The sequence below is a fragment of the Bradyrhizobium sp. SMVTL-02 genome (genome assembly GCF_051853005.1).
Classification (GTDB): Bacteria; Pseudomonadota; Alphaproteobacteria; order Rhizobiales; family Xanthobacteraceae; genus Bradyrhizobium.
Genome location: NZ_CP182469.1, coordinates 2238246 through 2261775, shown reverse-complemented (window position 1 = coordinate 2261775; position 23530 = coordinate 2238246). Strand labels below are relative to the sequence as shown.

At 64.9% G+C, this 23530-nt stretch carries 23 protein-coding genes and 1 pseudogene; 8 read left to right on the top strand and 16 right to left on the bottom strand.

Annotated elements, in window-relative coordinates:
• Nucleotides 1-14 precede the first annotated feature (14 nt).
• On the bottom strand, nt 15-209 hold the full coding sequence (locus tag ACNJYB_RS10505) for a hypothetical protein (protein ID WP_439375524.1): 195 nt from the start codon (nt 207-209) through the stop codon (nt 15-17).
• Nucleotides 210-305: 96 nt separating this feature from the next.
• Between ACNJYB_RS10505 and ACNJYB_RS10500 the strand changes: the two genes are divergently transcribed.
• Entirely contained in the window at nt 306-812 is a 507-nt protein-coding gene (locus ACNJYB_RS10500; RefSeq protein WP_439373881.1) for a DUF4142 domain-containing protein, read from the top strand.
• 5 nt (nt 813-817) lie between these two features.
• Here the strand turns inward: ACNJYB_RS10500 and ACNJYB_RS10495 are convergent, their stop codons facing one another.
• Entirely contained in the window at nt 818-1114 is a 297-nt protein-coding gene (locus tag ACNJYB_RS10495; protein ID WP_439373880.1) for a hypothetical protein, read from the bottom strand.
• Between the two features lie 282 nt (nt 1115-1396).
• Between ACNJYB_RS10495 and ACNJYB_RS10490 the strand changes: the two genes are divergently transcribed.
• Both ACNJYB_RS10490 and ACNJYB_RS10485 read left to right on the top strand, forming a co-directional pair.
• Entirely contained in the window at nt 1397-7693 is a 6297-nt protein-coding gene (locus tag ACNJYB_RS10490) for a HAMP domain-containing protein (RefSeq protein WP_439373879.1), read from the top strand.
• 13 nt (nt 7694-7706) lie between these two features.
• Entirely contained in the window at nt 7707-9197 is a 1491-nt protein-coding gene (locus ACNJYB_RS10485; RefSeq protein WP_439373878.1) for an HWE histidine kinase domain-containing protein, read from the top strand.
• On the opposite strand, the gene ACNJYB_RS10480 is transcribed toward ACNJYB_RS10485, so the two are convergent.
• Nucleotides 9194-9415, bottom strand: coding sequence for a hypothetical protein (locus tag ACNJYB_RS10480; protein ID WP_439373877.1), 222 nt, complete (start codon nt 9413-9415; stop codon nt 9194-9196). The two genes, ACNJYB_RS10485 and ACNJYB_RS10480, sit on opposite strands and share 4 nt — an antisense overlap.
• Before the next feature lie 140 nt (nt 9416-9555).
• Here ACNJYB_RS10480 and ACNJYB_RS10475 point away from each other — a divergent pair, with 140 nt between their 5' ends.
• Nucleotides 9556-9825 (top strand): hypothetical protein, encoded by a 270-nt coding sequence (locus tag ACNJYB_RS10475; RefSeq protein ID WP_439373876.1) that lies wholly within the window; start codon nt 9556-9558, stop codon nt 9823-9825.
• Nucleotides 9826-9918: 93 nt separating this feature from the next.
• Nucleotides 9919-10152 (top strand): hypothetical protein, encoded by a 234-nt coding sequence (locus ACNJYB_RS10470; RefSeq protein ID WP_439373875.1) that lies wholly within the window; start codon nt 9919-9921, stop codon nt 10150-10152.
• An 87-nt stretch (nt 10153-10239) separates the two neighbouring features.
• On the opposite strand, the gene ACNJYB_RS10465 is transcribed toward ACNJYB_RS10470, so the two are convergent.
• Complete coding sequence (locus tag ACNJYB_RS10465; protein ID WP_439373874.1) at nt 10240-10449, bottom strand: hypothetical protein; 210 nt, start codon at nt 10447-10449, stop codon at nt 10240-10242.
• 18 nt (nt 10450-10467) lie between these two features.
• A complete protein-coding gene (locus ACNJYB_RS10460; protein WP_439373873.1) occupies nt 10468-10692 on the bottom strand; it encodes a hypothetical protein in 225 nt (74 codons plus the stop codon).
• A gap of 115 nt (nt 10693-10807) precedes the next feature.
• Here ACNJYB_RS10460 and ACNJYB_RS10455 point away from each other — a divergent pair, with 115 nt between their 5' ends.
• Both ACNJYB_RS10455 and ACNJYB_RS10450 read left to right on the top strand, forming a co-directional pair.
• Nucleotides 10808-11002, top strand: coding sequence for a DUF3072 domain-containing protein (locus ACNJYB_RS10455; RefSeq protein WP_439373872.1), 195 nt, complete (start codon nt 10808-10810; stop codon nt 11000-11002).
• An 80-nt stretch (nt 11003-11082) separates the two neighbouring features.
• Nucleotides 11083-11364: a DUF6496 domain-containing protein gene (locus ACNJYB_RS10450; protein ID WP_439373871.1), complete on the top strand. Its 282-nt coding sequence runs from the start codon at nt 11083-11085 to the stop codon at nt 11362-11364.
• 12 nt (nt 11365-11376) lie between these two features.
• On the opposite strand, the gene ACNJYB_RS10445 is transcribed toward ACNJYB_RS10450, so the two are convergent.
• Nucleotides 11377-11739: a hypothetical protein gene (locus tag ACNJYB_RS10445; protein WP_439375523.1), complete on the bottom strand. Its 363-nt coding sequence runs from the start codon at nt 11737-11739 to the stop codon at nt 11377-11379.
• Nucleotides 11740-11982: 243 nt separating this feature from the next.
• The gene (locus ACNJYB_RS10440; RefSeq protein ID WP_439373870.1) at nt 11983-13524 is read right to left on the bottom strand and encodes a Do family serine endopeptidase; all 1542 of its coding nucleotides are present in this window, start codon (nt 13522-13524) and stop codon (nt 11983-11985) included.
• Nucleotides 13525-13734: 210 nt separating this feature from the next.
• Here ACNJYB_RS10440 and ACNJYB_RS10435 point away from each other — a divergent pair, with 210 nt between their 5' ends.
• The gene (locus ACNJYB_RS10435; RefSeq protein ID WP_439373869.1) at nt 13735-14571 is read left to right on the top strand and encodes a universal stress protein; all 837 of its coding nucleotides are present in this window, start codon (nt 13735-13737) and stop codon (nt 14569-14571) included.
• Between the two features lie 14 nt (nt 14572-14585).
• Here the strand turns inward: ACNJYB_RS10435 and ACNJYB_RS10430 are convergent, their stop codons facing one another.
• The 9 genes and pseudogenes from ACNJYB_RS10430 to ACNJYB_RS10390 form a co-directional block, all read right to left on the bottom strand.
• Nucleotides 14586-14786, bottom strand: a complete 201-nt coding sequence (locus ACNJYB_RS10430) for a hypothetical protein (RefSeq protein WP_439373868.1) — start codon at nt 14784-14786, stop codon at nt 14586-14588.
• 206 nt (nt 14787-14992) lie between these two features.
• Nucleotides 14993-15399: pseudogene (locus ACNJYB_RS10425) on the bottom strand (ribulose-phosphate 3-epimerase); the annotation flags it as partial.
• Nucleotides 15400-15458: 59 nt separating this feature from the next.
• Nucleotides 15459-16385, bottom strand: coding sequence for a CbbX protein (cbbX, locus tag ACNJYB_RS10420; protein WP_439373867.1), 927 nt, complete (start codon nt 16383-16385; stop codon nt 15459-15461).
• 99 nt (nt 16386-16484) lie between these two features.
• Nucleotides 16485-16892 carry a ribulose bisphosphate carboxylase small subunit gene (locus ACNJYB_RS10415; protein ID WP_439373866.1) on the bottom strand — a complete coding sequence of 136 codons (408 nt, stop codon included), beginning with the start codon at nt 16890-16892 and terminating at the stop codon, nt 16485-16487.
• A gap of 11 nt (nt 16893-16903) precedes the next feature.
• A complete protein-coding gene (locus tag ACNJYB_RS10410) occupies nt 16904-18364 on the bottom strand; it encodes a form I ribulose bisphosphate carboxylase large subunit (RefSeq protein WP_439373865.1) in 1461 nt (486 codons plus the stop codon).
• A 26-nt stretch (nt 18365-18390) separates the two neighbouring features.
• On the bottom strand, nt 18391-19476 hold the full coding sequence (gene fba / locus ACNJYB_RS10405) for a class II fructose-bisphosphate aldolase (protein ID WP_439373864.1): 1086 nt from the start codon (nt 19474-19476) through the stop codon (nt 18391-18393).
• Nucleotides 19477-19487: 11 nt separating this feature from the next.
• Nucleotides 19488-21506 carry a transketolase gene (gene tkt, locus ACNJYB_RS10400; RefSeq protein WP_439373863.1) on the bottom strand — a complete coding sequence of 673 codons (2019 nt, stop codon included), beginning with the start codon at nt 21504-21506 and terminating at the stop codon, nt 19488-19490.
• 16 nt (nt 21507-21522) lie between these two features.
• Nucleotides 21523-22398, bottom strand: a complete 876-nt coding sequence (locus ACNJYB_RS10395) for a phosphoribulokinase (RefSeq protein WP_439373862.1) — start codon at nt 22396-22398, stop codon at nt 21523-21525.
• Nucleotides 22399-22410: 12 nt separating this feature from the next.
• On the bottom strand, nt 22411-23448 hold the full coding sequence (locus tag ACNJYB_RS10390) for a class 1 fructose-bisphosphatase (protein WP_439373861.1): 1038 nt from the start codon (nt 23446-23448) through the stop codon (nt 22411-22413).
• Nucleotides 23449-23530 lie beyond the last annotated feature (82 nt).

Below are 23530 nucleotides of genomic sequence, written 5' to 3'. Positions count from 1 at the left end.
AAGACGACAGCCGTCTATGCCCCCTTGTTTTGGGGGATGCGGACGGTCACGGGCGGGATTTCGCCATCGAGCCAATCCTGCTCCCTTGCGAGCGCCGTCCAGGCATCCGCCATGCGCGAATAGCGCCTGTAGGCGGGTTGCCCTTCCGCGCGCTCGGCGAGCTGCAGGCAGTTCTCCGCGTTATCCCTGAATACGTCAGACTGTTTCATGGCCAAGACGTGGGGACGGAACTCCTCCATCGCAACCGTCCTTTGCCGGATCGTAACGTTTGCGGAACTTCGCACCGTACGCGGGCATTGCCATGGATGCGAGTTCTTGTTGCCATCATCCTGGTGTTCATCGGCAGCTCAGCCTTGGCCGACAGCACCGGCGAGCAAAGGCCTGATAACCGCGCGCCGGCGGCCATCGACGTCATCAGCGGCCTCTACGCGTTCAGCCGCTTTCAGCACGCCCTCCTGGAGAGCACCGAGCTGAACGGCAATGCGGAGGTGAAGAACCTTGCCGCCTTGCGCGCCGAAGAAGCTGCGAAACGGGACAAGACCCTCAAGGAAATTCAGGAGGCGATCGGCGCCGAGCCCCGCTTCGGCAAGCGGGCGAGCGCTCGCCTCGCCGAGCCCGACAGTTCGGACGGACCGACTTACGTCCGGACTTTCTATGCCGCTCAGATCCCCGAATATGAGGCGACCATCGCCCTGCTCGAACGCTATCTCCGGACACCCGACAATGTCGCGCTTGCAGCGTTCGCGCGCGAACAGCTGCGGACGCTGCGCTCGCAGGTCAAGGATGCCGAGCGCACCATGGCCAATAAATAGCCGTCCTACTCGTCGTTCGGATGATGCTGCTGGCTCTCCGGTCGCACCGTGCGGTCGCTCTCCGGCATCTTGTCCCGGCCCGCATCCCCGTTATCGTCCTTGCCCCCCGAGGTCGACGTGCCGCTTCCGCTGGGGTTGGATCTGGCCGCGCTTCCCGTGGTCTGCGCATCCCCGTGCGGGGCGGCGGAGCTCGCAGCGGGATCGCCGGTGACCGCTCCGCGCCCGCTGGGCGCGCCCGCCTGCGCCAGCGCCGATCCCGCAGCAAATGTTGTAACGATCAAGACGGCGAACCCGGCTCTCATGTGCACTCTCCCTGTGTCTGCTGGCTCAACCTCGGGGGCCATTGCCCGTTCCTGAGCCGCGCGTCCGGGAGCATCGAGAATGTCGAGGGCGGGAGCCGAGAAACTTGTGAAACCCTCTGGAACCATTTGCGGTTTTCGCCGTTATTTGCACCGGGCTGAGCAGAGCAGGTTCCATTTCCGGGTGCCGCGACCTTGGCGCTTGATTTCGAATTTGGCTGACGCTCTAGTTTGATCAATTGCGTCTTGCCGCAGGTCCGGCCGACGCCCGCGGGGGAATCAAGTATGAGCGACCTCGATCCCGGAACTGCATCACGCTCCGGTCGTCGTGTCCCAAAGCCAAAAAACAACGGTATGTCGGAGCCGGATTCCCGGGCGGAATTGCTACTGGCCTTACAAGCCATGCGCAGCGGCGATTTCTCGGTACGCATGAGCGGCGACTATCTCGGCATCGACGGCAAGATTGCCGACACTTTTAACGAAATCATCGCCGCCAACCAGCGCATGGCGCAGCAGCTCGAGCTGGTCGGCCAAGTGGTGGGGCGTGAGGGCAAGACCCGGCAGCGCGTGAAGTTCGGCCTCGCCTCGGGCTCCTGGGCGGACATGGAAGGCTCGGTCAACACGCTGATCGACGACCTGCTGTGGCCGACTCGCGAGGTGACGCGGGCGGTCGCGGCGGTGGCGCAAGGCGACCTGCTGCAGACCGTCAAGCTCGACGTTGACGGCCGTCCGCTCCGCGGCGAGTTCCTGCAGTCGGCGAACATCGTCAACACCATGATCAAGCAGCTCGGCGTGTTCACCTCCGAGGTGACGCGCGTGGCGCGCGAAGTCGGCACCGAGGGTAAGCTCGGCGGCCAGGCCCAGGTGCCGGAGGTGACCGGCGTCTGGAAGGATCTGACCGAGAGCGTCAACTCGATGGCGAACAACCTGACCAACCAGGTTCGCAACATCGCCGAGGTGACGATCGCGGTGGCCAACGGCGACTTGTCGAAGAAGATCACCGTCGACGTCCGCGGCGAGATCCTTCAGCTCAAGGAAGCCATCAATACGATGGTGGATCAGCTCCGCTCCTTCGCCTCGGAAGTCACGCGCGTCGCGCGCGAGGTCGGGACCGACGGCAAGCTCGGCGGACAGGCGATCGTGCCCGGCGTCGCCGGCACCTGGAAGGACCTGACCGACTCCGTGAACGCGATGTGCGGCAACCTCACCGCGCAGGTCCGCAACATCGCCAACGTGACCACGGCCGTGGCGCGCGGTGACCTGTCGCGCAAGATCACAGTGGACGTGCGGGGCGAAATCCTGGAGCTGAAGGACACCATCAACACCATGGTGGACCAGCTCAACTCCTTCGCCTCGGAAGTGACGCGTGTCGCGCGCGAGGTCGGCACCGAAGGCAAGCTCGGCGGCCAGGCCCAGGTGCCCGGCGTCGCCGGCACCTGGAAGGACCTCACCGACAACGTCAACTTCATGGCCTCGAACCTCACCGCGCAGGTCCGCAACATCGCCGACGTCGCGACCGCCATCGCCGGCGGGGACTTGTCGAAGAAGATCACCGTGAACGTCTCGGGCGAGATCCTTCAGCTGAAGGAAACGCTGAACACCATGGTCGACCAGCTCAATGCCTTCGCTGGCGAAGTCACGCGCGTCGCGCGCGAGGTCGGCACCGAAGGGCGGCTCGGCGGCCAGGCCAACGTGCTCGGCGTCGCCGGCACCTGGAAGGACCTCACCGAGAGCGTCAACTCGATGGCGTCGAACCTGACCGCACAGGTTCGCAACATCGCCGAGGTGACGACGGCGGTCGCCGGCGGCGACTTGTCCAAGAAGATCACCGTGGACGTGCGCGGCGAGATCCTGGAGCTGAAGGACACCATCAACACCATGGTGGACCAGCTCAACGCATTCGCCGGCGAGGTCACGCGCGTGGCGCGCGAGGTCGGCACCGAAGGCAAGCTCGGCGGCCAGGCGCAGGTGCGCGGCGTCGCCGGCACCTGGAAGGACCTGACGGACTCGGTCAACTCGATGGCGTCGAACCTGACCGGCCAGGTCCGTAACATCGCCGAGGTCGCCACCGCCGTCGCCAAGGGCGACCTGTCGAAGAAGATCACCGTGAACGTGTCGGGCGAGATCCTTCAGCTGAAGGAGACGCTCAACACCATGGTCGATCAGCTCAATGCCTTCGCCGGCGAAGTCACGCGCGTCGCGCGCGAGGTCGGCACCGAAGGCAAGCTCGGCGGCCAGGCGCAGGTGACGGGCGTCGCCGGCACCTGGAAGGACCTCACCGACAACGTCAACTCGATGGCGGGCAACCTCACCGCCCAGGTCCGCAACATCGCCGAGGTCGCCACCGCCATCGCCGGCGGCGACCTGTCGCGCAAGATCACGGTGGACGTGCGTGGCGAGATCCTTCAGCTCAAGGACACGCTGAACACGATGGTCGACCAGCTCAACCGCTTCGCGGGCGAGGTGACGCGCGTGGCGCGCGAGGTCGGCACCGAAGGCCGCCTCGGCGGTCAGGCCAACGTGCCCGGCGTCGCCGGCACCTGGAAGGACCTCACCGACAGCGTGAACTCGATGGCAGGCAACCTCACCGCGCAGGTCCGCAACATCGCCGAAGTGACCACCGCCGTGGCGCGCGGCGACTTGTCCCGCAAGATCACCGTGGACGTGAAGGGCGAAATCCTCGAGCTGAAGAACACCATCAACACCATGGTGGACCAGCTCAACGGTTTCGCCGGCGAAGTCACCCGCGTCGCGCGCGAGGTCGGCACCGAAGGCAAGCTCGGCGGCCAGGCCGAGGTGCCCGGCGTCGCCGGCACCTGGAAGGACCTCACCGACAACGTCAACTTCATGGCGTCGAACCTGACGGCGCAGGTCCGCAACATCGCCGAGGTCGCAACTGCGATCGCCGGCGGCGACCTGTCGAAGAAGATCACGGTGGACGTGCGCGGCGAGATCCTGCTGCTGAAGGATACGCTGAACACCATGGTCGAGCAGCTGCGCTCCTTCGCCGCCGAAGTGACGCGCGTCGCGCGCGAGGTCGGCACCGAGGGCCGGCTCGGCGGCCAGGCCGTCGTGCCGGGCGTCGGCGGCACCTGGAAGGACCTCACCGACAACGTCAACCTGCTCGCTGCGAACCTCACCACGCAGGTCCGCAACATCGCCGAAGTGACCACCGCCGTGGCGCGCGGCGACCTGTCGCGCAAGATCACCGTGGACGTGAAGGGCGAGATCCTCGAGCTGAAGAACACCATCAACACCATGGTGGATCAGCTCAACGCCTTCGCCGGCGAAGTCACCCGCGTGGCGCGCGAGGTCGGCACCGAGGGCGAACTCGGCGGTCAGGCCCAGGTGCCTGGTGTGGCCGGCACATGGAAGGATCTCACCGACACCGTGAACTTCATGGCGGCAAACCTGACCGAGCAGGTGCGCGGCATCGTCAAGGTGGTGACGGCGGTCGCCAACGGCGACCTCAAGCAGAACCTCACGGTGAAATCAAAGGGCGAGGTCGCCGCGCTCGCCGACACCATCAACAACATGACCGAGACGCTCGCAACCTTCGCCGATCAGGTGTCGTCGGTGGCGCGCGAGGTGGGCGTCGAAGGGCGCCTCGGCGGCCAGGCCGACGTGCCCGGCGCGGCCGGCACCTGGAAGGACCTCACCGGCAACGTCAATCTTCTGGCAGCCAACCTCACCTCGCAGGTCCGCGCGATCGCGGAAGTGGCGACCGCCGTGACCAAGGGCGACCTGACGCGCTCGATCCAGGTCGATGCCCGCGGCGAAGTCGCGGAACTGAAAGACAACATCAACACGATGATCACGAACCTCCGTCTGACGACGGACGTGAACACCGAGCAGGACTGGCTGAAGACCAACCTCGCGAAATTCACCAACATGCTGCAGGGCCAGCGCGACCTCGCCACCGTGGGCCGGCTGCTGCTGACCGAGCTGTCGCCGCTGGTGAATGCCCATACCGGCGTGATCTATCAGGTCGAGAGCGAAGACAATCCGCAGCTCCTGCTGCTCGCCTCCTACGCCGGCGACGGCGTCTATCCCTATCAGCGCGTGGTGCAATTCGGCGAAGGCTTGATCGGCCAGTGCGCGCTCGACCGGCGGCCGCGCGTGGTCGGAGACATTCCTTCCGACGTGGTCCCGATCAACTCGGCGCTGTTCCGCGTCGCCCCGAAGAACCTCGTCGTGCTGCCGGTGTTGTTCGAAGGCCAGGTCAAGGCGGTGATCGAGCTCGCCTCGCTCACCTCCTTCACGACCTCGCAGATGACCTTCCTCGAGCAGCTCACCGACTCCATCGGCATCGTGCTCAACTCGATCGAGGCGACGATGCAGACCGAAGGCCTGCTCAAGCAGTCGCAGCAGCTCGCCACCGAGCTCCAGACCCAGCAGCGCGAATTGCAGCAGACCAACGACCAGCTCGAGCAGAAGGCGCAGCAGCTCGCCGAGCGAAACGTCGAGGTCGAGCGCAAGAACCAGGAGATCGAGCAGGCCCGCCGCGCGCTGGAGGAAAAGGCGACCGAGCTCGCGCTGACCTCGAAGTACAAGTCCGAATTCCTCGCCAATATGAGCCACGAGCTGCGCACGCCGTTGAACTCGATCCTGATCCTCGGTCAGCAGCTCACCGACAATCCTGACGGCAACCTCACGGCCAAGCAGGTCGAGTTCGCCCGCACCATCCACGGCGCCGGCACCGACCTGCTCAACCTCATCAGCGACATTCTCGACCTCTCCAAGATCGAGTCCGGCACGGTGACGGTCGATGCCGAGGAGATCCTGACCGCCAACCTGCTCGAGACCGTCGGCCGGCCGTTCAGGCACGAGGCGGAGAACCGCGGCCTCTCGTTCAAGATCGACGTCGATCCGAACCTCGCGCGCAGCATCGTCACCGACTCCAAGCGCCTGCAGCAGGTTCTGAAGAACCTGCTCTCCAACGCCTTCAAGTTCACCGCCGAAGGTGAAGTGCGCCTGAAGGTCGAGGCCGCCCTCGGCGGCTGGGGAACCGATCACCCGGTGCTGAACTCCGCGCCGGCCGTGATCGCGTTCGAGGTGTCGGATACGGGAATCGGCATTCCGCTGGAGAAGCAGAAGCTGATCTTCGAGGCGTTCCAGCAGGCCGACGCCGGCACCAGCCGCAAATATGGCGGCACCGGCCTCGGCCTTGCCATCAGCCGCGAGCTCGCGAGCCTGCTCGGCGGCGAAATCCATCTGCGCAGCGCGCCGGGCAAGGGCTCGACCTTCACGCTCTATCTGCCGCTGAAATATTCCGGGCCGACGCTGGCGTCGCGCGCCGCCCCGTCGCCGCAGCAATACAACCAGCCGCCGGCGCTGCAGGCGGCCGCGCCGGAGCAGCAGCGCGTGATCGAGCAGCTGCCTGACGACCGGCTCAACCTCGAGCCCGGCGACAGCATCCTCCTGATCGTCGAGGACGATCCGCATTATGCGCGGGTGTTGGTCGACCTCGCGCGCGACAAGGGCTTCAAGGTGCTGGTCGCCGCGCGCGGTGCGGAGGCACTCGAGCTTGCCAAGCAATACCAGCCCTGCGCGGTTTCGCTCGACGTGTTCCTGCCCGACATGCTCGGCTGGACCGTGCTGAGCCAGCTCAAGCACAATCCGCTGACCCGCCACATCCCGGTGCAGATCATCACCCTCGACGAGGACCGCCAGCATGCGCTGGCGCGCGGCGCCTTCTCCTTCGTCAACAAGCCGACAACGACCGAAGGCGTCGCGGCGGCGCTGACGCAGATCAAGGAATATGCGCGTCCCAGGCGCAAGCGACTCCTGATCGTCGAGGACAACGAAGCCGAGCAGCTCTCGATCCGCGAGCTGCTGCACCACGACGACATCGAGATCGTGGCGACCGATACCGGCGCCGGCGCGCTCTCGATGCTGCGCGAGGCGCCATGCGATTGCGTGGTGCTCGACCTCCGCCTGCCGGATATGAGCGGCTTCGAGGTGCTGGACCAGATCCGCAATGACGAAACCCTCTCGAACGTTCCGGTGGTGGTCTTCACAGGCCGCGAGCTTTCGGCGGAGGAAGATGCCGAGCTGCACACCATGGCACGCAGCATCGTGGTCAAGGGGGTGGAATCGCCGGAACGCCTGCTCGACGAAACCGCGCTGTTCCTGCACCGCGTGATCACGGAACTCCCTGCCGAGAAGCAGCGCATGTTGGAGAAGCTGAACAGTTCCGACGAGGACCTGATCGGCAAGACCGCCCTGCTCGTCGACGACGACGCCCGCAACATCTTCGCGTTGTCGAGCGTGCTGGAACGGCGCGGCATGAAGGTGCTGACGGCAACCACCGGCAGCGAAGCCGTGACGCTGGTCGAATCCAATCCGGAAATCGCCATCGTGCTGATGGACATCATGATGCCGCAGATGGATGGCTATCAGACCATCGGTGTGATCCGCGACAACCCGGCCTTCGCCCGCCTTCCGATCATCGCATTGACCGCCAAGGCGATGAAAGGCGACCGCGAGAAATGCCTGGAAGCCGGTGCCTCCGACTACCTCGCAAAACCCGTCAACACCGATCAATTGCTGCTTGCGATCCGCATGTGGCTGCACCGCTGAGCTGGATCCGCGAATGGACCACGAAAAGGTCAATATCCTCCTCGTCGACGACCAGCCGGCCAAGCTGCTCGCCTACGAGGTGATCTTGAAGGATCTCGGTGAGAACCTCGTGATCGCATCGTCCGGTCGCGAGGCGCTGGAGGTGCTGCTCAAGACCGAGGTCGCGGTGATCCTGGTCGACGTCTGCATGCCCGAACTCGACGGCTTCGAGCTTGCGGCGATGATCCGGGAACATCCGCGCTTCCAGAAGACCGCGATGATCTTCATCTCGGCCATACAAGTGAGCGACATCGACCGGCTCCGCGGCTACGAGATGGGCGCGGTCGACTACGTGCCGGTGCCCGTCGTGCCGGAGGTGCTGCGCGCCAAGATCAAGGTGTTTTCCGAACTCTACCGCAAGACCCGCGAGCTCGAACGGCTGAACCAGGAACTCGAGGACCGAGTCCGCGCCCGCACGGCGGAACTGGAGAACTCCACCGCCAAGCTGCGCGAGAGCGAGCAGCGCCGCAGCATGGCGATTGCCGCCGGCAAGATGGGGTCCTGGGACTGGGACTGGATCAACGGCGACTGGATGTGGGACGAAGGCCAGTACCGCATCTTCGGCGTGAGCCCGGAGAGCTTCGAGGTCAACCCCGCAAACGTTCAGGCACTGTTGCATCCGGACGACGTCGATCAATTGCGCAAGGCCATCGCCGAATTCAACAAGGGCACGCGCTCTTACGAGACGGAGTTCCGCATCGTGCGCCCCGATGGCGACGTCCGTTGGTGTGTCGGCACGGCCGCCGCCACGGCCGACAATAGCGGCCGCGTGGTGCGCGTGAGCGGCGTCACCGTGGACATCACCGAACGCAAGCGTGCCGAGGAACGGCAAAACCTGCTGGCGCGGGAAGTCGATCATCGCGCCAAGAATGCGCTGGCGCTGGCGCAATCGATCGTGCGCCTCACTCGTGCCGACGAGGTCAAGGCCTACGTCAACGCCGTCGAAGGGCGCATCAATGCGCTCGCGCGGGTGCACACGATCCTGTCGCTCTCGAGCTGGCAGGGCGCCGAGCTTTCCAAGCTGATCGACGAGGAGCTTGCACCCTATTCGCTCGGCGACCAGATCCGATTGGCCGGTCCCGAGGTTCAGCTGGTCCCTGCGACGGCGCAGACGTTGGCGCTGGCTCTTCACGAGCTTTTCACCAACTCCGCAAAATATGGCGCGCTCTCGACGAGATCCGGCCGGCTCTTGATCGGCTGGCAGGTCGAGGAAGGCCGCCTCGCGCTGACCTGGGAGGAATCCGGCGGTCCGCTGGTGAGGACGCCGAAGTCTCGCGGTTTCGGCACGCGGAGCCTGCTTGCGAGCGTCGAGTCCCAGCTCGGCGGACGGGCGCAATTCGATTGGCGGCCCGAGGGCCTGTTGTGCCGCCTGGAGGTGCCGCTGACCTGCAAGACGCCTGTCTCGGCAGCGCAGGATAAGTCCGAAGCCGACACCTCGCCCGAGCTGCAGCGCGCGTCGGGTTAACCGGACGCGGCGACCTTCGTGCGCAGGATCGACCGAGGTTCGTCAGCGACGCGCCCTTCGAGCCAGGCTTCCGTTGTTGCGAGATCGCGCAGCGCCCTCGCATAGCGGCGGGCGGCGCTTTGCTCCGCGCCGCGCGGCAGCTTGCGCGCCTTGCGCAACATGTCCGCGGCCGCATTCCGATAGGCCAGCGAGCGATAGAGATAGACGACCTTACCCATATCGAGTGTCCCATGTTGATGGAACTCATCCTCGCAAGCTCCGCATGAACGCCGGATGAAGCGGCGGATGACAATTCCTTCATGCGAATGGAACCCGAGATCATCGCACGCGTTTGCATGTGCAATCGAGGGTTGGTTCCATGCGTGCGAACAAGACACCCAAGAAGCCGTCGAGCCTGCTCTCTCCCACCGGCGTCATCAAGCTGGTGACGCATGCGATGATGGGCGCAGCTCTCGGGCTCGCATTCGGTCTCGCGCTCACTCTGTCCAATCCGGCGGTCGCCAATCTGCTCAATCACGGCGGAAGCCAGGCCATTCTGGTGTTCGCCCTCACATTGGTCACAACGTTCGCGATCGGTGCGACACTCACGGGCGTCGTGTTCATCATCGACGAGGACAAGGAATTTTGAAGGTCGCGGGAAAGATGCGGGTTCTTGTCGGGAACTCCTGTGACGAACAGCAGTTGGCTGCCTGCGTCAATTTAACCCAGGGAGTTCCCGCGCATGAAGACAACCAAGCTCGCACTCGCCGTGATGTTGGCAACCGGCCTTGCCGCCGCTCCGTTTGCCGTGCAGGCCAAGTCGCACAAGGCGAAACATGGATCCTCGATGTCGTCATCGCAGACCACCGGCGCCAACACGAAAGCCAGGAGTCCCGATCCGTCCGGTCAGGGCGGCTCCGGCCCCGGCTCCGATCAGGGCGGCACGATGACCAAGGGCATGAGCACCACCAAGTAGGGCGCGCTGCTCATCGAAGGTCCCGCAATCGCGGGACCTTCTCGCTTGGGCATCCGATGCGATCCCTCTGACCCCGCATTGCGCGCGCTAGTCGCGTTGCATATCGGCGATGCTCAGTCCACCGCTCGCAGTATTCATCTTCACGAGATGGTCGAGCTGCGCCCGCTTGCGCGCAATCAGGAGCTGGGCCGCAGCGTCGTCGAGCCCCTCCCGCTGCAACTGCCGGATCGCGGAGCCCAGTTCGAGAATCTCGGCGCGCAGTCTCAGGATCCGGTACGTGTCCGGGTCTTCCTCCATGACGCACTCCCAAAGCTCTCAGCGCCGCACGATCGTCCGGCCAGGATCTGCGACTTTCTTCTTCAGCGGACGAAGCCGTACACGATCACGGACATCCGGCAGGACATCGCCACCGCCGGCCGCTCTCCATTCGCCGATCAACAGGTTGATTTTCCGGCGCAGGCCCATCTGCGTCAGGGCCATTTCCGTGCAGTCCCGACCCCGATCGACGAGGTCCCGCACGGATGCCTCGACGTCGGCCATCTCTAACCTTAAGGAGCTGATTTTACGTCGAATTTCATTAATTCTGTTGTCCATGTCTTGTTAGAACAAAATAAGAACATATAGTCAAGTCGCGATTTCAGAATGGAGAGCGGACATGCAGATTCAGGGTAAATACGACGCCAAAGCTTTTCTCATGGACCAAATGACCCGGGCGCAGGGCCTGCGGCTGAAGCGGCTGAGTGAAGAGGCGTATCAGCCTGCGCAATATGCGCGAGATCTGTCCTTCACCGAGGCCGCGCGCCGCATCCAGGCGCTCGAAGCTGAGATCGCGCTCGCGAACTCCTTCTAGCTTCATCGGGAGCGTCGCTGACGCGCTTTCGGAACCATGGCAGTGTCGCGTGGTTTTCCCCCGGCCAAGGGAGAAAACGCATGGCACGCAAGGCAAAGAAACGACGTTACTCGCGCAGCTCCGGCAGCGATGTCGAGAGCGAAATGCGCCGCTACAAGAAAGGCACAGCCAAGAGCGGCCGCGGTGGTCGCGGCGGACGCGTGAAGAGCCGCAAGCAGGCGATCGCGATCGGACTCTCCAAGGCTCGCAAGAAGGGCAAGAAGGTCCCGAAGAAAGCGTCCAAGCGGAAGACATCCAAGAAAAAGACGTCCAAAAAGCAGTCGACCAGGAAATCGTCGAAACGCAAATCCAGCAAGCGCTGACGCTGACACCCGTCAAATCATGCTGCCCGGCATGAAGCACCGGATCGAAATCCCGAACGCCGTCTTCACCGGCCAAACCATGGTGCGCCCCGCCCGATTCGGTTCGGTGATCACGGCTTCATCCGGCACATCGACCCATTGACCGTCTAGTCGCACGCGATAATGCCCGTCGTGGGATTCCCAATCTGGATCCGAGACGGCAAATCCATCGGCGTCCGAGCAGCACGGGCCGAGATGGCTCCGCAAGCTGTCGAACCAGGGCTTGAGCGGTGAATTGGCATATCGACCGTCGTCGCGCCCGAGGGCGCTTCCGGTCGACAGCACGAGCGGCACCAGGAGCAGCGCACGTCTCAGCGAGAGCTTCAATCGATCCATGTCGGCACCGATCAAATGCGAACACCGGCTGGTTCCAGAAAGCAGCCGGACGTTCGGAGTTCCACCCCATGCAAGCAGTATGGACTCCAAAGTCTGACGAGCGAACGCGGCTTTTTCGGACGAACCCGTCATCAATGCTGCCGTTAACGAGAATGTTATCGTGAGCCTGTGGGTATCCTTAACGCCAGCGCGAAAAAGGCGGCCCTCCGGCCGCCTTTTGGATTACCCTTCAGAGCGAAGGACTTAAGCGAGCGGCACCGCCACGAACCGGGTCGCCTCCACACCCTTCACCTGAAGCAGCACGCTGTTCTTGCCGGACGATTTTGCCTGGGCCAATTCAGCTCGGACGTCCGAGACATTGGCGACGGGCTTGCCGCCGACATTGAGAATGACGTCGCCGGTCTGGATGCCGCGCTGCGCTGCCGGCCCTTGCGGATCGACCTCGGTGACGACGACGCCCTTCTGACCGGCGCCCTGCACCTCTCCGGCCGGCGCGAGGCTAAGCCCGAGACGCGGCGTGCCCTTGTCAGGCTGCACCTTGCCCTCCTCGGCTTTACCGTTCGCCTGCCGCTCGTTCGGCAACTCGCCGAGCGTGAGTGTCACGGTCTTGCTGCCGCCATTGTGGAAGACATCGAGCTTCACGGACGTGCCCGGTGCCAGCGTCGCGATGGTGCGGGCGAGGTCGCGGGAGTCCTTGATCGCTGTGCCATTGACGGCGGTGATGACGTCGCCCGCCTCGATCCCGGCCTTCGCCGCCGGGCTGCCGTCCTGCGGATTGTCGACGATCGCACCGCGTGCCTCCTTCAGGCCGAGACTGTCGGCGATATCGGCGGTCACCGGCTGCACCTGCACGCCGAGCCAGCCGCGCGTCACCGCGCCCTTGTCCTTCAACTGCGCGACGACGAGCTTTGCGGTCGCCGCCGGGATGTCGAAGCCGATGCCGACCGAGCCTCCCGACGGTGAGAAGATCGCGGTGTTCACGCCGATCACGTTGCCGTTCATGTCGAAGGCAGGGCCGCCGGAATTGCCCTTGTTGATGGGCGCGTCGATCTGGATGAAATCGTCATAGGGCCCGTTGCCGATGTCACGGCCACTGGCAGAGACGATGCCGGCCGTCACGGTGCCCCCGAGGCCGAAGGGATTGCCGACCGCAACCACCCAGTCGCCGATCCGCGGCTTCTGCTCGGCGAAATTGACGAAGGGGAAGTCCCTCTTGCCGTCGACCTTGATCAGCGCGAGATCGGTCTTCGGATCGGTGCCGACCACCTTCGCGGTGTAGGTCGTGCCGTCATCCATGGTGACCTGCACGGACTCGGCGTGGTCGACAACGTGATTATTGGTCACGGCGTAGCCGTCGGCGGAGATGAAGAAGCCGGAGCCCTCGCCCGTGACCATCTGGTGACGCTGGCGAGGCATGCCGTTCATGCCGCCCGGAGAGCGGAAGCCGAACTGCCGCGAGAACTGGTCGAACGGAGAGTCCTCGTCGGAATCCATCCGGTTCTGCTGCAGCATCGCATTCTTGTCGTTGTCGCGGTCGATCTTGACCCGCACCGAGATCACGGCTGGTTTGACCTTGGCGACGAGGTCGCCGAAGCCCGGCGGGGTCGCGGTGCTTTCCGCGGCGTGCGCGGGCGAGATCAGGGAGGTCACGCCGAACTGCGCCGTACCGGGAGAGCCGGCCAGCACGGCCACGCCAAGCGCGGCCACGGTACCGAGCAGCGCAAGCCGGCGCGGTCCCAGGATCTTCCGGGTCGTGGTGATGTCGGAATTGACGCGATCGTTCATGTCGAAATATCCATGTTGGGTCAGGTGTCGCCTTGCACCCAACATGGGGGTTGCCACCTTACGGCGTTCCGTCCACGCGATTAAATCTTGGCAAAGGTGCTGAGGCCGGCGCCACTCAAAATCGCGGCCGCACGTTTGATGCAGCTCAAGGCCTCCCCACCGCGGTGTGGAAGACTGCGGCTGTCCAACGATGTCGATCGGAGGCGCGCCATGTACAAAGATATTCTCGTCCATATCCCGACCGAACGGCCAATGCGCGCCGTGATCGACGGTTCGATCTCGCTCGCGGCGCATCTCAACGCCCATCTCGACGCGGTCGCGGTCGGCTATGTCGCGAGCAGCGCAGCCTACGTGCTGGACGGCGGCGCCGCCGTAGCGGCCGTGTTCGAGCTGGAACGCGAGCGTGCCCTGGAGCGGGCCGAGGCCGCGCTCGAGGTGTTCAAAAGCGAAGCGGCCAACACCGGCATTTCCTACACCTGCCATCCGCTCGGCGCGATCCCCGCGGATGCGGCCAGCTCGCTCGGCGAAATGGCGCGGCTGCACGATCTCAGCATCGTGCTCCAGCCCGATCCGGCTCAAGGTTCGTTCGACAATGTCGTGCCTGGCGAAATCCTGTTCCAGGCCGGCGGCCCGGTGCTGTTCCTGCCCTACACCTTCCGTGGTGCCTTCAAGGCGAAGCGGATCGGGATTTGCTGGGACGGCAGCCGCGTCGCCGCCCGCGCGATGCGCGACGCAGCACCATTCCTGGCGCGCGCCGAAGGGATCGTGCTCATCACGATCAACGCAGCCGATTCGGTCCCGGGCGAAGTATCGGCAAGCAATCTGGCGAGGCATCTCGGCCGGCGGGGCCTGTCGACCCGCACCGTCGGGCTGTCAGCCGCCCGATCCGACATCCAGCCGACCATCCTCTCGCTGGCGGCCGACGAGAACCTCGATCTGCTGGTGATGGGCGGCTACGGCCATTCGCGATTACAGGAGCGCTTTCTCGGCGGCGTTACCCGCGGCATGCTGGAGGCCATGACGATCCCGACGCTGATGTCGCATTAGCGAAGCCGATGCTCTCACGCCGCGGCGGGCGTCTCCCACTCCGCGGCCTCGTCGCGTTGCGCATTGCACGCGTCGAAATGCGCCTTCAGCGCCATCTCGGCGAGATATTCGAAATGTTCGGCCTGACCGAGGAGTTCCCAGTTCTGAAGCGGCCTGTAGGCGGCCTGCTGACGACAGAGGGACGCCAGCGCCCGGTAGCGACGTACGTTCTCCATGAGACCCTCCCGCGCATTCACCTGGGCTTATTGCCCTGATTTGCGTCAGGCCAATGGCGTTTATGCAAAACATTCGCTGCGTGCACAACGCGCTTAACCTGGGTTAATTTTCGAGAAAGCCGGGTAAGAATTTTGGTTCCAAACCTACAGCGAGGAGGAGCCGATGCCGAAATGGTCCATCGCCATCCGGGTGCCCCTCCCATAGTCTACCCGATACGGACTCCATCGCTTACGCGCATCCGCATCGCGGAACTATCTTGCACCTGCGGAACCCGGCCGCCTTCGGCAGCGATGCGAATGGCCGCGATATTCGCGGCGTAATCGGGATTGCTCTTGCCGCGGAACACGGCGGAGCCCGCCACCAGCGTATCGGCACCGGCGGCGGCGATCGCTGCAGCATTGTCACGCGTGATGCCGCCATCGACCTCGCGCCGGATCGGCCTAGCGCGGATAATGCTTCGAACGCGCCGGATCTTTTCGAGCTGGGACTCGATGAAGGCCTGGCCGCCGAAGCCCGGATTGACCGTCCGGTTTCGAGGGGGCAGAGGCTGACTCCGGCCTTCTTGCCGAGCGCGCGGATCGCCTGAAGCGAGCGATCGAGATGCGCGCCCGAGACGCGCGAAGTCTGCGGCCAGGATCGAGGGGGCAATAAGGATCTCGCTGGTCATGCCTTCACGCTCCTTCCCCAACCGAACCACCGCTGAAGACGCGGCTTGCAAGGACATCAGCCGGATCGATGGTTTCGAGGTCGGCGACATCGAGCATGCGGTTGAGATCGGACACCAGGCGGTCGGCCTGCCGCAGGCGGATGCGATCGACGGCGTTGCGGATCGAGCGCGCGTTGGAGAAGAACGGCTGGGTCCGGCGCAGGGCGATGTATTTCTCGAACGCCTCGCGTGCCGCTGCCGAGAAGCGATAGCCGCGCTCCTTCAGCATCAGCTCGGCAATGACGAGCAGCTCGGCCTCCGCATAATCAGGGAATTCGATGTGGTGCGCGATGCGCGAGCGAAAGCCGGGATTGGAGGCGAAGAAGCTCGTCATCCGCTCGCCATAGCCGGCGAGGATCACGACAAGATCCTCACGCTGGTTTTCCATCACCTGGAGCAGGATCTCGATCGATTCCTGGCCGTAGTCGCGCTCGTTGTCGGGACGATGCAGATAGTAGGCCTCGTCGATGAACAGCACGCCGCCCATCGCCTTCTTCAGGATCTCCTTCGTCTTCGGCGCGGTGTGGCCGATATACTGGCCGACGAGGTCGTCGCGCGTCACCGAGATCACCTGCCCGCGCCGCACGAAGCCGAGGCCATGCAGGATCTTGGCCATGCGTAGCGCGACAGTCGTCTTGCCGGTGCCGGGATTGCCGGTGAACGACATGTGCAGCGTCGGTGGCGCCGCGGCGAGGCCAGCGCGCTGCCGGATACGCTCGATCAGCAGCAGCGATGCGATCTGGCGCACGCGGTTCTTCACCGGCTTGAGCCCGATCAGCTCCTGATCGAGTTGTTGCAGCGTCTCGGTGATACCGGCCGCCTCGGCCTCCTTCCGAAGATCGAACTGCGTCTCGCTTGGATCGATCGTCGTTGCGTGGGGGACATCGAGCATCGGCACCTCGAACAAAAGGGCTTCGCCGCCGGGAAGCGGCGAAGCAGTGGTCCGCCAAGGAAACGGAGCAGGGAGCGCTCCGCGCGGAAGTGAGAATCGCTATTGCGCGGCGTGGGCGGCGGGCTTTCGTACCGTGCTGTAGCGGATCGCGCGGCCGCCAACTTCCTGCCGCACGACCTCGAATTCCGCTTCCTGCGGGGGCCGGTTGACGAGGAAGGAGATCCGCACCGACTCCCAGCCATGGCTGGAATCGAAGCCGCTGATCCGGATGTAACGATCGCCATACACCCTGCGGCATTCGGCGAGCTCCATCATCACGCCGGCGGCGTCCTGGAGGTCGAACATCGGCAGGCCCCACATCTCCCAATAGGTGTTGCGGGGATGCGGGTCGTCGGTGAATTCGATGTTCACCGCCCAGCAATTGGCGAGGCAATACTGCACCTGGCTGGTGATCTGCTCGTCGGTCAGATCCGGCAGGTACGAGAAGCAGCCCTGGGTCAGTTTCATGTCAAATCTCCTCAGACGGTTTCCAGCGCCGTCGGCACGAAGTCCGGCGTGTCGGTGGACTGATAGTTGAAGGTGACGTCCTTCCAGACATCGAGCGCGGCCTTAAGCGGCGTGCAGGTCTGGGCCGCCTTGGCCAGGATCTCCGGCCCTTCGTGGACGTAGTCGCGGCCCTCATTGCGGGCGAGGATCATCGCCTCCAGCGCCACGCGGTTGGCGGTCGCGCCGGCCGCAATGCCCATGGGATGGCCGATGGTACCGCCGCCGAACTGCAGCACGACGTCTTCACCCAGGAGGTCGAGCAACTGGTGCATCTGGCCGGCATGGATGCCGCCGGAAGCGACCGGCATCATCTTGTTGAGGCTGGCCCAATGCTGGTCGAAGAACAGGCCATGCTCGAGCTTGGTCGGATTGAAGTCCTCGCGGCAGACATCGTAATAGCCGCGCGTGGTATGGGGATCGCCTTCGAGCTTGCCGACCACCGTGCCGGCATGGATGTGATCGACACCGGCGAGCCGCATCCATTTGGCGATGACGCGGAACGACACGCCATGGCTCTTCTGCCGCGTGTAGGTCGAGTGACCGGCGCGATGCAGATGCAGGATCATGTCATTGCGGCGGGCCCATTTCGCCATTGACTGGATCGCGGTGTAGCCGATCACGAGGTCGATCATGACGATGACCGAGCCGAGCTCCTTGGCGAACTCCGCGCGCTCGTACATGTCCTCCATGGTCCCTGCGGTGACGTTCAGGTAGGTGCCCTTGACCTCGCCGGAGACCGCCTGCGCACGGTTCACGGCCTCCATGCAATACAGGAAGCGGTCGCGCCAATGCATGAACGGCTGCGAGTTGATGTTCTCGTCGTCCTTGGTGAAGTCGAGTCCGCCCTTGAGCGCCTCGTAGACCACGCGGCCGTAGTTGCGGCCGGACAGACCGAGCTTCGGCTTCACCGTTGCGCCCAGCAGCGGCCGGCCGAACTTGTCGAGCCGCTCGCGCTCGACAACGATTCCGGTCGCCGGTCCCTGGAACGTCTTCACATGGGCGACGGGAAAGCGCATGTCCTCGAGGCGCAGCGCCTTCAACGGCTTGAAGCCGAACACGTTGCCGATGATCGAGGCCGACAGGTTGGCGATCGAACCCGGCTCGAACAGGTCGAGATCATAGGCGATGTAGGCGAAGTACGAGCCCGGCGTGCCCGGCACCGGATCGACGCGATAGCATTTCGCGCGATATTTCTCGGCCGCCGTCAGGCGATCAGTCCACACCACCGTCCAGGTCGCGGTCGAGGATTCGCCGGCGACCGCGGCCGACGCCTCGATCGGGTCGACGCCCTCCTGCGGTGTGACGCGGAACAGGGCAATGACGTCGGTGTCCTTTGGCGTATAATCGGGCTCCCAATAGCCCATGCGCTTGTACTCCATCACGCCGGAGCGATAGCGTTCCTTGCCGCGGACCGTGCCTGCATGTGCGTTCATGTCTCTCTCCTGCTCTCTCTGATTCGTTAGGCCGCCACGGACTCGCGCGCGTCGACGCCCGGATCGAGCTCGCCGGCACGGTACCGCCGCGCCATCTCGCTCAAGGGAACGACCTTGATCTTGCTGGCGTGGCCCGCAGTGCCGAATTGCTCGAACCGCTCGCGGCAGAGCTCGCGCATTGCGTCCATCGCGGGCTTGAGGAACTTGCGCGGATCGAACTCGGAGCGCGTCTGCGCGGCGACTTTCCGGAACATCGCGGTCATCGCGAGGCGGCAGTCGGTGTCGATATTGACCTTGCGCACCCCGCTCTTGATGCCGCGGACGATCTCCTCGACCGGCACGCCCCAGGTCTGCGGCATCTCGCCACCAAACTGGTTGAACATGTCCTGGAGCGGCTGCGGCACCGAGGAGGAGCCGTGCATGACCAGATGCGTATTCGGCAGCCGGCGATGGATCTCCTCGACCACCCGCATCGCCAGGATGTCGCCATCGGGCTTGCGGCTGAACTTGTAGGCGCCGTGCGAGGTGCCCATCGCGATCGCCAGCGCATCGACCTTCGTCGCGCGGACGAAATCGACAGCCTGGTCCGGATCGGTCAGCAACTGATCGTGGCTGACCTTGCCCTCGACGCCATGACCATCCTCCTGTTCACCGCCGCCATGTTCGAGCGAGCCGAGCACGCCGAGCTCGCCTTCGACCGATGCGCCGGTCCAATGAGCGAGATCGACGACGCGGCGCGTGATCGCGACGTTGTAGTCATAATCGGCCGCAGTCTTGGCGTCGGCCCTGAGCGAGCCGTCCATCATCACCGAGGTGAAACCATGGGCGATGGCGGAGGCGCAGGTCGCCTCGTCATTGCCGTGGTCCTGGTGCATGCAGAGCGGGATGTCCGGATAGGTCCGCTCCAGCGCGTCGATCATGTGCGAAAGCATGAGATCGCCGGCATAGTTGCGCGCGCCGCGCGAGGCCTGGATGATGACGGGCGCGTCGACCTCGGCCGCCGCCTGCATGATCGCGATGCCCTGCTCCATGTTGTTGATGTTGAACGCCGGCACGGCGTAGCCGTGGCTTGCGGCGTGATCGAGCAGTTGGCGAAGTGTGATACGGGCCAAGGTCGTCCTCCTTATTGGCTCTTGCGGGCGATCGCCCGGCGGGCCGATTCCGCAACACTCTGCGGCGTGATGCCGAATTCGCGGTACAGCACTGGCGCCGGCGCCGAGGCGCCGAAACCGCGCATGCCGACGAATTCACCGTCGGTACCGATCCAGCGATGCCAATCGCCGGCGACGGCCGCCTCGATGCCGACGCGCGGCGCGGTGCCGAGCACGGCGGCGCGGTAATATTCCGGCTGCTCCTCGAACAGCGCGAAGCAGGGTGCAGAGACAACGGCTGCACGGATGTTCTCAGTTGCAAGCAGGCGCGCGGCTTCCATTGCAATCGACACTTCCGAGCCGGTCGCCATCAGCGTCACGTCGCGGCCGCCGTGGGGTGAGACGATGAGATAGGCGCCGCGTGCGACGCGGTTTCTGCCGCGGACATCGCTGCGGAAGGTCGGCAGGGCCTGCCGCGACAGGCACAGCACGGACGGACGATGCTCCGCCATGAGCGCACAGTCCCAGGCCTCCAGCGTTTCCACGGCATCGGCCGGCCGGAACACGAGCAGGTTCGGAATGACCCGCAGCGCCGCGAGATGCTCCACCGGCTGGTGCGTCGGGCCGTCCTCGCCGAGGCCGATGGAGTCGTGCGTCATCACATGGATGACGCGCAGCCGCATCAGCGCCGCAAGGCGGATCGCGGGCCGGCTGTAGTCGGAGAACGCGAGGAACGCGCCGCCATAGGGAATGAAGCCGCCATGCAGCGCGAGGCCGTTCATCGCAGCGGCCATGCCGTGCTCGCGGATGCCATAGTGGATGTAGTCGCCGGCGAATGCGCCACGCCGGACGGGAGCCTGAGCCTTGGCATGCGTCAGGTTCGAATGCGTCAGGTCCGCCGAGCCGCCGACCAGGCCGGGAATTGTCCCGGCGATGCCGTCGAGCACCTGTTGCGAGGCCTGCCGCGTGGCGAGCTTCGGCCGCTCTCTGGCAAAGCGCCCGCGCAATTTCGCAGCGGCCAGCGCATAGGCGGCCGGCAGCGGGACGGTCTTGCCCTCGACGAACAGGTCGCGCTGCTCCGGCGTCGCGTCTTCGTAGCGACCGAGCCACGCGAGCCGATCGACTTGCCCGCGCTGCCCGATCATCCGCCACGCCTTGAGCACCGGGATCGGCACGACGAAGGGTTGATAGTCCCAACCGAGAGTTCGGCGCGCGGCCATCGTCTGCTCGGTGCCGAGCGGCGCGCCGTGCGCCTTCTCGGTGCCCTGCAGATCAGGCGCGCCATAGCCAATGATGGTGCGGCAGGCGATCAGCGATGGCTTTGCGGTCTCGCGCTCCTTCGCAATCGCCTGCGCAACGGCTTCGGGATCATGCCCGTCGACACGGCGCACCGACCAGCCGGAGGCGGCGAAACGCGCGAGCTGGTCATCCGACGTCGCGAGCGACGTCGGACCGTCGATGGAGATGCCGTTGTCATCGAACAGCACGATCAGCCGGCCGAGCTGGAGGTGGCCCGCGAGGGAGATCGCCTCGTGGCTGATGCCTTCCATCAGGCAGCCATCGCCGGCGATGACATAGGTGAAGTGATCGACGAGGCCATCGCCATGCCGCGCATTGGCCATGCGCTCGGCGAGCGCCAGGCCGACCGCCGTTGCAATCCCCTGCCCCAGCGGTCCCGTCGTGGTCTCGACGCCGGGCGTGTGACCATATTCGGGGTGGCCCGGCGTCTTCGAGCCCCATTGCCGGAAGGCCTTGATGTCATCGAGGCTGACGTCCCCGCCGGTGAGGTGCAACAGCGCATAGAGCAGCATAGAGCCGTGGCCCGCCGACAGCACGAAGCGGTCGCGATCCGGCCAGTTTGGATGCGCCGAGTCGAATTTCAGGAAGCGCGAGAACAGCACCGTCGCGACATCGGCCATGCCCATGGGCAGTCCGGGATGGCCCGACTGCGAGGTCTCGATGGCATCGACTGCGAGGAAGCGGACGGCATTGGCGAGATCGTCGTGCGTGACCGCCGTGAGGTCGGCTTCGGCGTGGACGGAGATGTTCATCGGATTGTCTCCCTGTTCACTTCAGGCTGCGCTTCCGCTCGATCAGCTGCATGATCAGCGGCGTCAGGATCAGCTGCATCGCCAGATCGAGCTTCGCGCCGGGGCACACGATCGAATTGGCGCGGGACATCCAGCTCTGCGGCAGCATCGAGAGCAGATAGGGGAAGTCGATGCCGCGCGGGTTCTTGAAGCGGATCACGACCATCGATTCGTCCGGCGTCGGGATCCAGCGCGCGATGAACGGATTGGAAGTGTCCACCGTCGGCACGCGCTGGAAGTTGATGTCGGTCTCCGTGAATTGCGGACAGATGTAATGGATGTAATCGGGCATCCGCCGCAGGATCGTGTCGGTCACGGCCTCGGTGGAATAGCCGCGCGCGCTGCGGTCGCGGTGCAGCTTCTGGATCCATTCGAGATTGATGACGGGCACGACGCCGATCTTGAGGTCGGCATAACGCGCGACGTTGACCTTGTCGGTGACGACGGCGCCGTGCAGGCCTTCGTAGAACAGCAGGTCGGAGTTCTCCGGCAGTTGCTTCCAGTCGGTGAAGGTGCCCGGTGCCGCGCCGTGCAGCGCGGATTCCTCGACGTCGTGGACGTAGTGCCGCGTCACCGCGGTGCCGGTCTCGCCATAGTCGCGGAAGGCGCGCTCCAGCTCCTCGAACAAATTGGTCTCGGGGCTGAAATGGCTGAAGTGCTTGTTGCCGCGCTCGGCTTCCTTCGCCATCTGCGTGCGCATCTCGGCGCGGTCGTAGCGGTGGAAGGCGTCGCCTTCGATGTAGGCGGCATTGACCTTCTCGCGGAAAAAGATCTGCTCGAACGTCTTCTTGACCGAGGTCGTACCGGCGCCGGAGGAGCCGGTGATGGAGATGATCGGATGCTTCCTGGACATGCGTCACCTCGCTCAGAGTCGGAAGAATCCGCGCCGCGCGAACAGCGGCGCCGAGACGCTGGCAACCAGCAGCGGATCGCAATGCAGCTCCTCGACGCGCCGCACCTCGTTGCTCGAGCCCATGATCAGCGGCACGCGCTGGTGCAGGCTCTGTGCGGAGAGGTCGAGGATGCGACCGCGCCCGGTCGAGGCCGAGCCGCCGGCCTGCTCGATGATCATGGCCATCGGATGCGCCTCGTAGGTGAGGCGCAGGCGGCCGTCGCCATAGCCGGGCCGCGCATCGGAGGGATAGAGGAACACGCCGCCGCGGGTGAGGATGCGGTAGGCTTCCGCGACCAGCGAGCCGATCCAGCGCATGTTGAAATCGCTGTTCGCGGGCCCCTCGACGCCGGCGAGGCATTCGTCGATGAAGGCGCGCACCGGCGGATCCCAGTGGCGGCGGTTCGAGGTGTTGATCGCGAACTCCTCGCAGGCCTCGGAGATCTGCACGGCGCTGCGCGCGAGGCGGAAGCAGCCGGCGTTGCGGTCGAGCGTGAAGATGTCGACGCCCTCGCCGAGCGTCAGCACCAGCGAGGTCTGCGGCCCGTAGGTGACGAAGCCGGCCGCGAGCTGCGCCGAGCCGCGCTGATGGAAGGCGAGACCGAGATCGTCGGGTGCGGGCAGGATCGAGAAGATCGTGCCGACGGTCATGTTGATGTCGATGTTGGAGGAGCCGTCGAGCGGATCGATCGCGACGCAGATGCGGCCGTCGCGGTCGCCGATCTGCGGCTCGCGCATCTCCTCCGACGCCAGCGCCGCGATCGGCAGCCTGCCCAGGCAGCGGCGCAGGATCGCATCCGCCTGCACGTCGAGATCGCGCTGGACATCGCCGTCGCTGTTGCGGCCCGTCGTCAGGCCCGAGGCGTCAGCGAGATCGCCTGTCGCGATGAGATCGGCAATCTCGATCGCCGCCGCCGCGACGGCATCGACGGCGGCCGCAACGGCCAGTGCGTGGGGCCTGGTCTCTAAATACCGCTGAAGGTGATCGTCGAGCCTGAGTTGCCCAGTCATTTGCGTCCGTCCCCTAGGCCGGCGCCGCATCCATTGCCCTCCACGCTGGAGGTCGGTGCGGTCAGTCCCGGCACGAGGAGAT